15 protein-coding genes and 5 tRNA genes are annotated in these 15,610 nt (G+C 32.6%); all 20 read right to left on the minus strand.

Going from position 1 to position 15,610, the window contains the following annotated elements; translation table 11 throughout:
- Positions 1-49 precede the first annotated feature (49 nt).
- Entirely contained in the window at positions 50-3,862 is a 3,813-nt protein-coding gene (gene rpoB, locus A8C32_RS17220; RefSeq protein WP_069831635.1) for a DNA-directed RNA polymerase subunit beta, read from the minus strand.
- 124 nt (positions 3,863-3,986) lie between these two features.
- Positions 3,987-4,361 (minus strand): 50S ribosomal protein L7/L12, encoded by a 375-nt coding sequence (gene rplL / locus A8C32_RS17225; RefSeq protein ID WP_069831636.1) that lies wholly within the window; start codon positions 4,359-4,361, stop codon positions 3,987-3,989.
- A gap of 61 nt (positions 4,362-4,422) precedes the next feature.
- The gene (gene rplJ, locus A8C32_RS17230) at positions 4,423-4,944 is read right to left on the minus strand and encodes a 50S ribosomal protein L10 (protein WP_069831637.1); all 522 of its coding nucleotides are present in this window, start codon (positions 4,942-4,944) and stop codon (positions 4,423-4,425) included.
- An 18-nt stretch (positions 4,945-4,962) separates the two neighbouring features.
- Positions 4,963-5,652: a 50S ribosomal protein L1 gene (rplA, locus tag A8C32_RS17235; RefSeq protein ID WP_069831638.1), complete on the minus strand. Its 690-nt coding sequence runs from the start codon at positions 5,650-5,652 to the stop codon at positions 4,963-4,965.
- 19 nt (positions 5,653-5,671) lie between these two features.
- A complete protein-coding gene (gene rplK, locus A8C32_RS17240; RefSeq protein WP_069831639.1) occupies positions 5,672-6,109 on the minus strand; it encodes a 50S ribosomal protein L11 in 438 nt (145 codons plus the stop codon).
- A gap of 77 nt (positions 6,110-6,186) precedes the next feature.
- On the minus strand, positions 6,187-6,741 hold the full coding sequence (gene nusG / locus A8C32_RS17245; RefSeq protein ID WP_069831640.1) for a transcription termination/antitermination protein NusG: 555 nt from the start codon (positions 6,739-6,741) through the stop codon (positions 6,187-6,189).
- Positions 6,742-6,751: 10 nt separating this feature from the next.
- Entirely contained in the window at positions 6,752-6,949 is a 198-nt protein-coding gene (secE, locus tag A8C32_RS17250; RefSeq protein ID WP_069831641.1) for a preprotein translocase subunit SecE, read from the minus strand.
- 90 nt (positions 6,950-7,039) lie between these two features.
- Positions 7,040-7,112 (minus strand) — tRNA-Trp (locus A8C32_RS17255).
- A gap of 57 nt (positions 7,113-7,169) precedes the next feature.
- The gene (gene tuf, locus A8C32_RS17260) at positions 7,170-8,357 is read right to left on the minus strand and encodes an elongation factor Tu (RefSeq protein ID WP_069831642.1); all 1,188 of its coding nucleotides are present in this window, start codon (positions 8,355-8,357) and stop codon (positions 7,170-7,172) included.
- Between the two features lie 76 nt (positions 8,358-8,433).
- Positions 8,434-8,505: transfer RNA gene (locus A8C32_RS17265), tRNA-Thr, on the minus strand.
- Positions 8,506-8,516: 11 nt separating this feature from the next.
- Positions 8,517-8,589, minus strand: a tRNA-Gly gene (locus tag A8C32_RS17270).
- A gap of 56 nt (positions 8,590-8,645) precedes the next feature.
- Positions 8,646-8,727, minus strand: a tRNA-Tyr gene (locus tag A8C32_RS17275).
- Positions 8,728-8,812: 85 nt separating this feature from the next.
- A tRNA-Thr gene (locus A8C32_RS17280) sits at positions 8,813-8,886 on the minus strand.
- A gap of 100 nt (positions 8,887-8,986) precedes the next feature.
- Positions 8,987-9,289: a ribosome hibernation-promoting factor, HPF/YfiA family gene (hpf, locus tag A8C32_RS17285; RefSeq protein WP_069831643.1), complete on the minus strand. Its 303-nt coding sequence runs from the start codon at positions 9,287-9,289 to the stop codon at positions 8,987-8,989.
- A 201-nt stretch (positions 9,290-9,490) separates the two neighbouring features.
- Positions 9,491-10,381: a tyrosine-type recombinase/integrase gene (locus tag A8C32_RS17290; protein ID WP_069831644.1), complete on the minus strand. Its 891-nt coding sequence runs from the start codon at positions 10,379-10,381 to the stop codon at positions 9,491-9,493.
- 133 nt (positions 10,382-10,514) lie between these two features.
- A complete protein-coding gene (gene rpsU, locus A8C32_RS17295; protein WP_069831645.1) occupies positions 10,515-10,709 on the minus strand; it encodes a 30S ribosomal protein S21 in 195 nt (64 codons plus the stop codon).
- An 84-nt stretch (positions 10,710-10,793) separates the two neighbouring features.
- Positions 10,794-11,960, minus strand: a complete 1,167-nt coding sequence (locus tag A8C32_RS17300; RefSeq protein WP_069831646.1) for an acyl-CoA dehydrogenase family protein — start codon at positions 11,958-11,960, stop codon at positions 10,794-10,796.
- A gap of 12 nt (positions 11,961-11,972) precedes the next feature.
- Complete coding sequence (locus A8C32_RS17305) at positions 11,973-12,842, minus strand: ComEA family DNA-binding protein (RefSeq protein ID WP_069831647.1); 870 nt, start codon at positions 12,840-12,842, stop codon at positions 11,973-11,975.
- Between the two features lie 10 nt (positions 12,843-12,852).
- Positions 12,853-14,451 carry an alanine/glycine:cation symporter family protein gene (locus A8C32_RS17310; RefSeq protein ID WP_069831648.1) on the minus strand — a complete coding sequence of 533 codons (1,599 nt, stop codon included), beginning with the start codon at positions 14,449-14,451 and terminating at the stop codon, positions 12,853-12,855.
- A gap of 106 nt (positions 14,452-14,557) precedes the next feature.
- A complete protein-coding gene (locus A8C32_RS17315) occupies positions 14,558-15,577 on the minus strand; it encodes a potassium channel family protein (RefSeq protein WP_069831649.1) in 1,020 nt (339 codons plus the stop codon).
- Positions 15,578-15,610: the final 33 nt, after the last annotated feature.

Raw genomic sequence — 15,610 nt, forward strand, 5'->3', positions numbered from 1 at the left:
GAAGTTTTCACTTCAATTTAAAAGATTCCCGCTTACGCGGGAATGCATATTATTCCTCTAATCTAATGTCTAATCCTAATCCTTTCAATTCGTGCATAAGTACGTTGAAAGATTCTGGTAATCCTGGATCTGGCATTGGCTCACCTTTTACAATACTTTCGTATGTTTTTGCTCTACCAATTACATCATCAGATTTTACTGTTAAGATTTCACGTAAAGTACTTGATGCTCCATATGCCTCAAGTGCCCAAACTTCCATCTCACCAAAACGTTGACCACCAAATTGCGCTTTACCACCTAATGGTTGTTGGGTAATTAACGAGTATGGTCCTATAGAACGTGCGTGCATCTTATCGTCTACCATGTGTCCTAGTTTTAGCATGTAAATCACACCAACTGTTGCTGGTTGATCGAAACGCTTCCCTGTTCCACCATCATATAAATAAGTATGCCCATATCTTGGAATTCCAGCTTCGTCTGTAAATCCGTTGATTTGCTCTATAGTAGCTCCATCAAAAATAGGTGTCGCATATTTACGATCTAATTTTTGACCTGCCCAACCTAATACAGTTTCATAAATCTGCCCAATGTTCATACGAGATGGTACACCAAGTGGATTTAACACAATATCAACAGGCGTTCCATCTTCTAAGAATGGCATATCTTCTTGACGAACAATACGTGCAACAATACCTTTGTTACCGTGACGTCCTGCCATTTTATCTCCTACTTTTAATTTACGTTTCTTAGCAATATATACTTTTGCTAGTTTGATGATACCTGATGGTAACTCATCTCCCACAGAAATTGTAAATTTTTCACGTCTTAAAGAACCCTGTAAATCGTTTTCTTTAATTTTATAGTTGTGAATTAAATCTGCTACTAATTGGTTTGTATGATCATCTGTTGTCCATTTACCAGACACTAAATGCGCATAATCATCTACAGCATTTAACATTTTTAGTGTGAATTTTTTACCTTTTGGCAATACTTCTTCCCCTAAATCGTTAAATATACCTTGAGCTGTTTTTCCATTTACAATAGTGAATAATTTTTCGATTAAAATTTCTTTTAAATCATCGAATTTTCTATCGTATTGTGCTTCTAAAGCTAAGATATCATCTTTATCTTGAGCTCTTTTCCGTTTATCTTTTACTGCTCTAGCAAATAATTTCTTTTCGATTACTACACCATGTAATGATGGGGATGCTTTTAATGATGCATCTTTTACATCACCTGCTTTATCACCAAAAATAGCACGTAATAATTTTTCTTCCGGAGTTGGATCACTTTCTCCTTTAGGTGTAATTTTACCTATAAGTATATCACCAGGTTTCACCTCGGCACCTACACGAATCATTCCGTTTTCATCTAAATCTTTAGTCGCCTCTTCTGAAACGTTAGGAATGTCGTTAGTAAGCTCTTCATTACCTAATTTAGTATCTCTTACTTCTAAAGAATACTCATCGATATGTATAGATGTGAATATATCTTCACGCACTACTTTTTCTGAAATTACAATCGCATCCTCAAAGTTATATCCTTTCCATGGCATAAAGGCTACTTTCATATTTCTACCAAGTGCTAATTCTCCTTTTTGAGTTGCATAACCTTCGCATAAAACCTGACCTTTAGAAACTTTATCTCCCGTAACAACAATTGGTTTTAAGTTAATTGAAGTTCCTTGGTTTGTTTTTCTGAATTTCACTAATTTGTATATTTTAATATCACTATCAAAACTTACTTTAGCTTCATCTTCTGTACGATCGTATCTAATTTTAATTTCATTGGCATCTACGTAAAGTACTTCTCCGCTTCCTTCTGCATTAATTAATACACGAGAATCTGATGCTACTTGACGTTCTAAACCTGTTCCTACAATTGGCGATTGTGGTAATAATAATGGTACTGCTTGACGCATCATGTTAGACCCCATCAAGGCTCTATTCGCATCATCATGCTCTAAAAATGGAATTAAAGATGCTGATATAGATGATATTTGATTTGGTGCTACATCTGTATAATGAAGATCATTTGGATCTATTACAGGGAAGTCACCTTCCATTCTAGCAATTACCTTTTCATGTAATATTTTTCCACTTTCGTCAACTTTAACAGTAGCTTGAGCTATTAATTTTTCTTCTTCTTCTTCTGCACTTAAATATGTAGGCACATTTTGAATATCTACAACACCTTCTGTCACTTTCCTATATGGTGTTTCAATGAATCCCATTGAATTCACTTTCGCGTATACAGACAAAGAAGATATTAAACCAATATTCGGTCCCTCTGGTGTTTCAATAGGACATAAACGTCCGTAGTGCGTATAGTGTACATCACGAACCTCGAAACCTGCTCTTTCACGAGATAAACCTCCTGGTCCAAGAGCTGATAAACGACGTTTATGCGTGATTTCAGCTAATGGATTGGTTTGATCCATAAATTGAGATAACTGATTTGTTCCAAAAAATGAATTAATTACAGATGATAATGTCTTTGCATTAATTAAATCTATTGGTGTAAACACTTCATTATCACGAACGTTCATACGCTCACGAATAGTACGTGCCATACGTGCTAAACCAACACCAAACTGTTGAGATAATTGCTCTCCTACTGTACGTACACGACGGTTAGATAAGTGGTCAATATCATCAATTTCTGCTTTAGAGTTGATAAGCTCAATTAAATACTTTATAATAGTAATGATATCCTCTTTGGTAAGCACTTGCTTATCCATTCCGATATCCAATTGTAATTTTTTGTTCATTCTATAACGTCCAACTTCTCCTAAAGAGTAACGTTGGTCACTAAAGAATAATTTATCTATAATACCACGCGCTGTTTCCTCATCTGGCGGCTCAGCATTACGTAATTGTCTATATATATGTTCAACAGCCTCTTTTTCTGAGTTTGTTGGATCTTTTTGAAGCGTGTTATGGATGATAGCATAATCACCTTGTTCTGCTGTTTCTTTATGTAAAAGAATTGTTTTTACATCGGCTTCAATAATTTCTTCAATATTTTCTTTATCTAAAATAGTATCACGATCAAGCACAATCTCATTACGCTCAATAGACACTACTTCTCCTGTATCTTCATCTACAAAATCCTCATGCCATGTATTTAATACACGCGCTGCTAATTTTCTTCCTAAATATTTTTTTAATCCAGATTTTGATACTTTAACTTCTTCTGCAAGATCAAAAATCTCTAATATATCTTTATCACGCTCGAATCCAATGGCACGGAAAAGCGTAGTAACTGGTAACTTTTTCTTTCTATCAATATAGGCATACATTACCTGATTGATATCTGTAGCAAACTCAATCCAAGATCCTTTAAATGGAATAACTCTTGCTGAATATAATTTTGTTCCATTAGCATGGAAAGACTGACCAAAGAAAACTCCTGGTGAACGGTGTAATTGAGATACTACTACACGCTCTGCTCCATTGATACAGAATGTACCGCTTGGCGTCATATAAGGTATAGTTCCTAAGTACACATCTTGAACAATGGTCTCGAAATCCTCATGTTCAGGGTCTGTACAATATAACTTTAACCTTGCTTTAAGTGGAACGCTATAAGTTAGTCCTCTTTCAATACACTCTTCAATGGCATATCTTGGTGGATCCACAAAGTAATCTAAAAATTCTAAAACAAATTGATTACGTGAATCTGTAATTGGGAAGTTTTCCATGAAGGTGTTATATAAACCTTCATCTCCTCTTTCTTCAGATTTAGTTTCTAGTTGGAAAAAATCCTGAAAGGATTTTATCTGAATATCCAAAAAATCTGGATATTCTGTTCTATTTACAATAGACGAGAAATTTAATCTTTCAGCTTGTGTTGATAACATCAATGGACGGAATTTTGATTAAAAAAAATAGTTATAACGTATGTAAATATTATATACGCAAAATGGTTTAGGTCTTGGAGATTATTCTCCAGACCTAAACCTTTATGTTTTTGAGTTGTTAAGCTTATTTAAGCTCAACCTCTGCTCCAGCTTCTTCTAAAGATGCTTTTAAAGCTTCAGCTTCATCTTTAGTTATAGCTTCTTTGATAGCGCTAGGTGCATCATCAACTAAACCTTTAGCTTCTTTTAATCCTAAACCAGTTAATTCTTTAACTAATTTTACAACAGCTAATTTAGAACCACCAGCCGCTTTTAAGATAACATCAAATTCAGTTTGAGCTTCTTCTTCACCACCTCCAGCAGCAGGACCAGCAACAGCAACTGCAGCAGCAGCAGCAGGCTCGATACCGTACTCATCTTTTAATATAGTTGCTAACTCATTTACTTCTTTTACAGTAAGGTTAACTAATTGTTCTGCGAAATCTTTTAAATCTGCCATTTTCTATCGTTTTAATAATTTTGTAATAATATAATTGTAATAAAGTGCGTACTATTTATGACTATCCTTCTTTTTCAGATAGTGTTTTAATAATTCCAGCTATTTTCCCTCCACTTGATTTAAGTGCAGAAACAACATTCTTAGCAGGCGATTGTAATAATCCAACAATCTCTCCTATCAATTCTTCTTTAGATTTGATATCTACTAACATATCTAATTGGCTATCACCAATGTAAACTGACTCCTCAATAAAAGCGCCTTTTAATAAAGGTTTCTCTGATTTCTTACGGAAAGTTTTTATTAATTTAGCTGGTACATTACCAGTTTCTGAATACATTACAGATGTATTCCCTTTTAAAACTGATGGAAGGTCTCCGAAATCTCTATCTGAAGCTTCCATTGCTTTTTCAAGTAATGTATTTTTAACAACTGCTAATTTTACGTTTGCTTTAAAACAAGCGCGACGTAAGTTCGAAGTAGTTACTGCATTCATTCCTGAAATATCTGTTAAATAGATATTTGCATTGTTAGCTAATTCTGCAGTTAACTCTTCAATTACTTGTGATTTATCTTCTCTTGTCATAATAAAAGTTTTAACTTATTAACCAATTTTAGGATCAACAGCAATACTAGGACTCATAGTAGAAGACATAAATATGCTTTTTACATATGTACCTTTTGAAGCAGTTGGCTTTAATTTCATTAATGTTTGTAATAATTCGTTTGCATTACCTGCAATTTTATCAGCACTAAAAGATGCTTTCCCTATAGCTGCATGAACGATACCAGTTTTATCAACTTTAAAGTCAATTTTACCAGCTTTTACTTCTGTTACAGCTTTAGCAACATCCATAGTTACTGTTCCTGTTTTTGGGTTAGGCATTAAACCACGAGGACCTAATACACGACCTAAAGGTCCTAATTTACCCATTACACTAGGCATAGTAATAATCACGTCTACGTCTGTCCATCCGCTCTTGATTTTATCAAGATATTCATCTAAACCTACGTAATCTGCTCCAGCTGCTTTAGCTTCGGCTTCCTTATCTGGTGTTACTAATGCTAATACTTTAACATCTTTACCTGTACCATGCGGAAGTGATACCACTCCTCTAACCATTTGATTAGCTTTACGTGGATCTACTCCTAAACGTACAGCTAAATCAATAGATGCATCAAATTTTGTATTGGTAATTTCTTTTACTAATTCAGATGCTTCATCAACAGAATAAATTCTTCCTTTTTCTATTTTCGCTGCAGCTTCTTTTTGCTTTTTTGTTAATCTTGCCATTTTAAATGTCTATTATAGATTAATTAGGGAATTGCCCTGTTACGGTTATACCCATTGATCTTGCAGTACCAGCGACCATTTTCATTGCAGATTGGATAGTAAACGCATTTAAATCTACCATTTTATCTTCTGCGATAGTCTTAACCTGATCCCACGAAACTTTAGCTACTTTTTTTCGGTTTGGCTCTCCAGAACCTTTCTTCACCTTAGCTGCCTCTAATAATTGAACTGCTGCTGGTGGAGTCTTGATTACAAAGTCAAATGATTTGTCTTTGTAAACAGAAATAACAACTGGTAATACTTTACCAGCTTTATCTTGGGTTCTAGCATTGAATTGCTTACAGAACTCCATGATGTTAACACCTGCAGCTCCTAAAGCGGGTCCAACCGGTGGCGACGGATTCGCAGCACCTCCCCGAACTTGTAACTTAACTACTTTACCTAATTCTTTTGCCATTTTTAATAATTTAATTAGATACGATTCTTAAATTGGAAGCAAAAGAACGTATCATTTATATAGTGTAACAATTGTTATTATACTTTTTCTACTTGCATATAACTTAACTCTAATGGTGTTTTTCTTCCAAAAATCTTAACCATTACTTCAAGCTTACGCTTTTCTTCATTTATTTTCTCTATAGTGCCATCGAATCCATTAAATGGTCCATCAATAACCTTAACAGTTTCTCCTTTTGTATAAGGTATTGCTACATTAGCAGTCTCTTCTACAGATAGTTCATCAACTTTACCTAACATTCTATTGACTTCAGACTGTCTTAATGGTACAGGATCTCCTCCTTTTGTTTCACCTAAAAAACCGATGACATTAGTAACCGATCTTATAATATGTGGAACTTCACCTGTTAAATTGGCTTGAACCATAATATATCCAGGAAAAAAAACTTTTTCTTTATGTATTTTTTTTCCGTTTCTTATTTGTATAACACGTTCTGTTGGCACTAATACTTGGTCAACATAATCTTGTAAACCTAAACGAGCTATTTCATTCTCAATATAAGTTTTGATTTTGTTTTCTTGCCCACTTACAGCACGAACAACATACCATTTTTTTTCACTTACTTCAGACATAAAATCTTATTTAACCGTTAATCATTTTAAAGTAAGCCGTTATTATTTTACTAAAACCAGTATCAATACCCCAAATTGCTAGAGAAAATATAATTGAAAATACAGCAACTAAAATAGTTAAACTTTGAGCTTCAGCCCAAGTAGGCCAAGTCACATTATTTTTTAGTTCTCCAAATGATTCTTTTATATAATTTACAATTCCAGCCATTTTTTATGTTCTTTTTTAATATGAATTGAAAAACTTTAATTCAAATCTATTTATAAAATAACAGGCTCTTAACCTGTTATCATTTATTAGCACGGGTTGAGAGACTCGAACTCCCGACACCTGGTTTTGGAGACCAGTGCTCTACCAACTGAGCTAAACCCGTAAAGATAAAGGTATTTCGATAAAACGAAACACCTTTATTATATTCATTCGACTAGGATTAGTCTAAAATTTCAGTTACTTGACCTGCTCCTACTGTTCTACCACCTTCACGAATTGCAAAACGTAAACCTACATTCATTGCAATTGGTTGAATTAAATCAACAGTAATAGTTAAGTTATCTCCAGGCATTACCATTTCAACTCCATCAGGAAGCGCAATGTTTCCAGTTACATCAGTTGTACGTACATAAAACTGAGGACGGTAGTTATTATGGAATGGAGTGTGACGTCCACCTTCTTCTTTTTTAAGGATATAAACCTCTGCTTTAAACTTAGAGTGAGGTGTTACAGAACCTGGCTTAGTAATAACCATACCTCTTGAAATTTGAGATTTCTCAATACCTCTTAATAAGATACCTGCGTTATCTCCAGCTTCTCCTCTATCTAATATTTGACGGAACATTTCAATACCTGTTATTGTAGATGTTAACTTCTCAGCTCCCATACCAATAATTTCTACAGGATCTCCTGTATTAGCAATACCAGTTTCAATACGACCAGTTGCAACAGTACCACGACCTGTAATAGAGAATACATCCTCTATTGGCATTAAGAAATCTTTATCAACCTCTCTTAATGGCTCTTCGATCCAATCATCACAAGCTTGCATTAATTCTAATACTGTATCTACCCATTTTTGCTCACCATTAAGCGCACCTAAAGCAGAACCAGAAATAACAGGACCATTATCTCCATCATACTCATAGAAAGATAATAAATCTCTAACTTCCATATCAACTAACTCTAAAAGCTCTTCATCATCAACCATATCAACTTTGTTTAAGAAAACAACGATACGAGGAATACCTACCTGACGACCTAATAAGATATGCTCACGAGTTTGTGGCATAGGACCATCTGTTGCAGCAACTACTAATATAGCTCCATCCATTTGAGCAGCACCAGTTACCATGTTCTTTACGTAATCGGCGTGACCTGGACAATCTACGTGTGCATAGTGACGGTTAGCTGTTTGGTATTCTACGTGAGATGTATTAATTGTAATACCTCTTTCTTTTTCTTCTGGAGCATTATCAATAGTATCGAAATCTCTCGCTTCTGATAAACCTGCATCAGCTAATACTTTAGTAATAGCAGCAGTTAAAGTTGTTTTACCGTGATCTACGTGTCCAATTGTACCAATATTTAAGTGTGGTTTTGAACGATCGAAAGTTGCCTTTGCCATGTTTTTAAAATAATTTAATCTTTGTTATATAATATATTAGTGTATTCTAATTCTCTTTATTAATCTTTAATTATAGAGCCAATGACGGGAATTGAACCCGTGACCTCTTCCTTACCAAGGAAACGCTCTACCCCTGAGCTACACCGGCTTAAATATTAGAGCGAGAGACCGGGTTCGAACCGGCGACATTCAGCTTGGAAGGCTGACGCTCTACCAACTGAGCTACTCTCGCAATTATTTAATAATTCTAAGTTTAAAATATCTTTTCCAGTATGGTTATAAAAAAAGTGGGGAGAGCAGGATTCGAACCTGCGAAGACGTAGTCAGCAGATTTACAGTCTGCCCTCGTTGGCCGCTTGAGTATCTCCCCAATTAAACTTAATTCACTCTTTTAAAGAACTTTTATATTTTGGTTTTCAACATATTTAAAAACCAAAATATTTTATTTTTATTTGAGCCGATGGAGGGACTCGAACCCACGACCTGCTGATTACAAATCAGCTGCTCTAGCCAGCTGAGCTACATCGGCGTTTCTTACACTTTTTAAGCATAAAAAAGTCCGCTATTTCTAACGGACTGCAAATGTATAGATTTATTTGTTTAATCAAAACATTTTTTAAAAAAATTTACTATAAATGTGCTCTTAATTTTTCTTTTCGCTTTTTTAACTGTCTTTCTAGCGATGCAATAGCCATATCTGCGCCTTCTTCAAAGCTCTTACATTGTTTTTTTACAATTAAACTATCTCCAGGAACACTTACTCTTGCTTCAAATATTTTATTTTCTTTATCGCTTGTGTTTTCTAATTTTAAAAAAACATCTGATTTAATCACTTTATCATAAAACAAATCTAATTTATCCATACGTTTCTGAATGAAACTTATCAACTTCTGGTCTGCATTAAAATTAACTGATTGTGTGTTTACTTTCATACTACTATTTTTTTTGGGTTAGACAATACCTATACCTCTAATTATAATTAATTTAAATCAATAATAATTATTCATTGTTCCTTCTTTATATTTAAAATAGAAAAGAAGACACTTATATCTTTATCTGTACTTATACTTTTATTTAAAAAGCCATATGCTTTCTTTTACAATAAATTTAAACAATTGAGATATTCATAAATACTATTTTTTACTTCTTGGATGTGCATTTATATGTACTTTTTTTAATTCTGCTATACTATTATGTGTATAAACTTGTGTTGCTGCCAAGCTTGAATGTCCAAGAAGTTCTTTAACAGCATTTAAATCGGCACCTTCGTTTAACAAATGTGTTGCAAAAGAATGCCTTAATATATGCGGACTCTTTTTTACTTTTGAAGATGCTATACTAAAATAATCATTTATTACTCTGTAAACAAGTGTTTCGTATATTTTAATCCCTTTTTTAGTTAAAAATAAACTATCTCTATCAGAAATACTTTGCAACTCACTCCTTAAACCTAAATACTTAACGGTAGTTTTCACTACTGATTCTAACAACGGAACCATGCGCTCTTTATTTCTTTTACCTAATACTTTTAACACTTTATTATGTATATCGATATTTACCAGATTTAATTCAACAAGTTCTATCCTCCTAATACCTGTTGAATAGAACAACTCAATAATGAGCTTATTTCGAATACTTTCAAAATCATCATCAAAATTTAAATCATCAAGAACTGTTTTAATTTCTGCTTCTGAAAAAGGAATTTGTATTTTTTTACTTGTTTTTAGAGCCTTATGTTTTAATAAAGGATTTAAATTAATATCTCCTACTTTTAAAAGAAACTTATAATAAGTATTTAAACCCGATATTTTCCTATTAATACTCCTATTTGACAAACCTTGCTCGACGAGAAAAACTATCCATGTTCTTATTTGAGCATAATTAACAGTATTAATAGAACTTTCTTGATATTCTTTATCTATAAACTCTAAAAAATCTCTTAAACCACTTTCATATGCATTTACAGTTAATTCTGAGTAGTTTTTTTCTAACAATAAATAATCTGTAAATGATTTGAAAGGCATATGTAAATTAATAAGTTTTTAAAAAATCTTGCTAAACAATATATAATTGAATATACAACGATTTTATTTAATGTTAAAACAAAAAAATTCCCGCATTAGCGGGAATTTAAATATATTTCTGATTTAGAAGCTATTAAACTTCTTCTGCATCTCTTAATCTTTGAATATATTGAGCTTTTTGTATTTGAACTCTACGTAAAACTGAAGGTTTATTAAACTGCTTGCGTGTTTGTAATTGACGCTTGGCTCCAGTTTTATCAAACTTTCTTTTAAAACGCTTTAGCGCTCTATCTATATTTTCTCCTTCTTTAATCGGTATTATTAACATAGTGTCTTAACCTCCTCTCTTTTAGATTTTCGGCTGCAAATATATAAATAATTCTGAATTCAAAAATTAGTAATTAAAATTATTTTACGTTGCTGGTTTATATTCTTTTTTATCTATTATAATCTTAGACAAAATTTCTCTAAGTATTTCTGAGGTACCACCTCCTATAGTTCCTAGTCTACTATCTCTTAATAGTCTGGCCATTGGATAATCTTCCATATAACCGTAACCTCCTAAAAATTGTAAACATTGATAAATAACCTCATCTGCCATTTTTGTCGCTTTAAGTTTAGACATAGTGGCCTCCTTTACAACATATTCCCCTTTATTTAACCTATAAGTCACAGAGTAATTAAACTCTTTGCAGATTTCCATATCTGTATATAAATCTGCTACATTATGCCTTAAAGCTTGAAATTTATCGATTGTTTTATTAAATGCTTGACGTTCTGACATATATTTCAATGCATATTCTAAAGCAAATTCTGCTCTTGCATGTGCATTAACTCCCATTATTAAGCGTTCTAATGAAAAGTGTTGCACAATATAAGAGAAGCCTTTACCTTCTTTCCCCATTAAATTACTTGCCGGTACTTTAACATTATCAAAAGCTATTTCACCTGTATCCGAAGCACGCCACCCCAACTTATCTAATTTAGTTGCCGATATACCATCCACATCTCTATCTACAACAAATATACTTATGCCTTTATTTCCTAATTCTGGATTCGTTTTTGCAGCAATCACTAAATAATCACTATACACTCCATTAGTTATAAAGGTTTTTGATCCATTAAGAACATAATGATCTCCTTCTTTAACTGCTGTTGTACGCATGCCTGCTACATCACTTCCTCCAAAAGGTTCTGTAATACACAGACATCCTATTTTATCTCCTGTTATACTAGGCGCTAGGTATTTTTGTTTAATAGTATGATCTCCTTCTGCATTTAAATGGGTCATTGCTAAATAGGCATGTGCCCATATTGCTGCGGCAAAACCTCCTGAATTTATCTTTTGAAGTTCTTCTAGAAGAATAACTGTATAAAATAAATCTAAATTTAATCCGCCATAAGCCTCTGGGTAATTAATACCAAAAAAACCCATATCTCCAAATTTCTTCCAAATAGATCTATCTATGCTACCTGTTTTTTCCCAAGTTTCAATATTTGGAACAACTTCTTTTTGTAAAAAATCTTGAAGGCTTTTCCTAAAAAGATTATGCTCTTCTGTGAAGTACATATTATTCATTTATTATCTTTTTCAATCTAACGACAAATATAATTTAATTATGTCGATTTTATTTAGTGGAAAGCCCTTTACTTTTGCTAATTCATCTAATGATTTATAGCCTTCTCTTAGCTGACGTTGCTCTACGATATAATGTGCCAAATCATAGTCTATATGCTGAATAGTCACCAATTCATCTACTCCTGATGTATTTATGTTAATTTTCTTAATCTTTCTTGGTGTTTGTACGGTAAATTGACTAATAATTTTCTTAATTAATTCTGGTGTTAGCCCATAAACATCTTGAAGCTGAATATCTGCTATAAAACCTTCCTTAAATTTATTTCTGAATTTTATTATTCGGCTAGAAAGCACCTTGCCTATTCCACTTATTTTTTGAAGCTCTTGAGCTGTAACTTTATTTAAGTCTTGCTTTTCTGAAAAGGCCTTGGAGGCTTTATAATTTTGAATTATTTTAGTTTTGGAATTGTTAATCCATTTTGGAAATTTAAAATACGGAGAGATAGCTTTCAATAAAGAATCTGACACTTTAGTTACTTCTTGAAATTGTTTTGTAGAATTAATCCATTTGTCTTGCTTTCTGTAAGCTAGTAACCTATCAATCTCATGATTGGTCATTCCTAATGTTGATCCTTTAAAATCTGTAATATAGTTTGGGTTAAAAGGGTAGATTTTTGGTTTACGTGATTCTAACTCTACTAATTTAAGTGAATCTATTTCTTTTATAAACACAACTAGTTCTTCTTTATTTACTGAAATGTCTTCTCTAAAAAAATCTACAAAAAAGTATATACACTGAAATATAACAATAAGTATTATCAATAAAAAAATCCCATTTCTTTGTTGCTTAGTGAACTCAAAATGGGGTTTAATATTTTGCATTATTATTTATTTATGATTTCGCTGCTTTTATAGCGTCAAGATATCTTTTCAATTGCTTTTTAACTACTGGGAATAAGAAAAACAACCCAACCATATTAGGAAACACCATTGCAAAAATCATAGCGTCAGAGAAATCCCAAATAGATTTCATACTTGCTGCAGCTCCAATTATTATAAATAATAAGAATAATAACTTATATATTAAATCAGCTGTTTTTCCTCTACCGAATAAAAACTTCCAAGATTGTAATCCATAATAAGACCAAGAGATCATAGTTGACACTGCAAATAACACTACTGCTATTGTTAAGAACACATTAGAGTAAGGAATATATTGAGCAAAAGCCATTGACGTAATTCCTGCACCTTCATATGATATGCCATCTATCATTACCGATCCTTCTCCTCCATATTCAAAGTATCCACCAAAATTAAAAATAATGATCACAAGAGCTGTCATTGTACAAATAACAACTGTGTCAATAAATGGCTCTAATAAAGCTACCAAACCTTCTGAAGCAGAATATTTAGTTTTTACCGCAGAATGCGCTATAGATGCAGAACCTGCCCCTGCTTCATTTGAAAAAGCTGCACGCTTAAACCCTACTAACAAAACACCTATTACGCTACCTACTCCAATTGCTGTAGGATTGAAGGCTTCTTTCATTATTAAAGCTACAGCATCATCTATTAAAGAAAAGTTACTTAGTATAATATATAAACAAGCAACTAAGTACATAACCGCCATAAAAGGTACTACTTTCTCCGTTACCTGAGCTATTCTTTTTATTCCGCCTATAATAATAATGCCTACTAAAAGAGCTAGTATCACACCTATTATTGCTCCTGCGCTTGTACTTTCTAATCCCATTAGTTCTTTTAAAACTATTGTTGCTTGATTAGATTGAGCTGCATTACCACCTCCAAAGGAACCTCCAATACAAAAGATAGCAAAAAATACTGCTGCTATTTTCCCAAGCATAGTAAATCCTTTTTCCTTTAAACCTTTACTAATGTAATACATTGGACCTCCATATACTGTTCCATCTTCTCCAACATCTCTATACTGAACTCCTAGCGTACATTCTACAAATTTTGAAGACATTCCTAACAACCCACAAATAATCATCCAAAATGTTGCTCCTGGTCCTCCAAGCGCTATAGCTAATGCTACACCTGCTATATTTCCATTTCCAACTGTTCCAGAAACAGCTGTTGCTAATGCTTGGAAATGCGTTACTTCTCCTTCTTGACTTTCATCTCTAATAGTTTCTATTGCATCTCCACCTGGAGTTGAATCTCCATACATTTCTTCTAAAACAGGTCTATCTATATCATCGTATTTACCTCTAACGACATTAATAGCCGTTGGAAATCTTCTAATATTTACAAAACCAAAATATATTGTAAAAAATAAAGCACTTCCTACTAATAAAATTAAAACAAAAGGAATTCCTCCTATTTGAAAAAAAATAACGCTACTAAAAAAATCTGAAACAGGCTTAAACGCTTGATCAATTTGTTGGTCTATTCCTACTTCTGTAGTCTCTTGTGCAGTTGTTAAAAATGGTAGTATTAAGGTAAAAATTGAAAGAAGATATTTCTTCATAGGAGTGAATATTAATTTATTTTATTGAAAAATTCTTATTAAAAGCCAGCAAGATGCTAAAAAAAAATGGGTTTTTAAAACATAGACAGTTAAAAAAGCAAAAACATTATGTAATATTATACTCAGAATTTAAAGCATTTATTTGTTCTGGTCTTCCTAAAACAATTATTTTAGAGTCTGGCTCTAATTCTAATTCGGCTTCTGGATTTACTACATATTCTCCCTTTTCATCTTTATAACCAATTACAGTACAGCCCGTTTTTTTACGAAGGTCTAGATCTTTAATAGTCCTAACTTCATTTGTATTGTATAATTTTTTAACAGCTACTTCTTCTATATTTATATTAGATTTACCAACAATAGATAAATTATCAATAAATTCCATTAAGCCTGGAACGACAACTAAAGAAGCCATATGATCACCTCCAATTTTATCTGGCAAAATAACATTATTAGCGCCTGCAAATTTTAGTTTATCGTATGATGATTCTAACGATGCCCTACTAATAATGTTTATAGTTTTATTTATTTGTCTTGTCGATAACACCACAAATAAATTATCGGCATCATTGGGTAATGCAGAAATTAAACAAGAAGCACGATCTACACCTGCTTGAATCAAAGTTTCATCTTCATTGGCATTACCTATAACGTATTGTACACCATCAAATCGAAGGTTTTCCTCTAATTCTTTATTTTTTTCAACAACTACAAAAGGGCGATTATGTGTTAATAATTTACGAGCTGCTTGCTTACCATTTCTTCCATAACCACAAATAATAACATGCTTTTTAAAATTATCTATTTTCTTTTGCATCTTTTTATGTATTAATTCTTCAACATCATTTTTACTTAAAATATATTCTGTAATTATTGAGAGTGCATAACCTACTATTACGACACTTGCTAAAATTAAAAATATGGTAAAAATTTTGGATTGATTATCTAACGGAACAACTTCACCAAAACCAACAGTAGTCATGGTTATAACTGTCATATATAAAGCATCAACCCAAGAGTAATCTGAAATTATTTTATAACCAGAAACCCCAATTAGCAAAATAACAACTAACAAAAATAAAGCTGTATATATTTTAGTTCTAAAAAATTTTATTAGTGGATTCATCTACTAATGAAATTTTTTAATAGTACAGATATA

Origin of the sequence: Flavivirga aquatica (assembly GCF_001747085.1) — a bacterium.
In the GTDB taxonomy this organism is placed as follows: domain Bacteria; phylum Bacteroidota; class Bacteroidia; order Flavobacteriales; family Flavobacteriaceae; genus Algibacter_C; species Algibacter_C aquatica.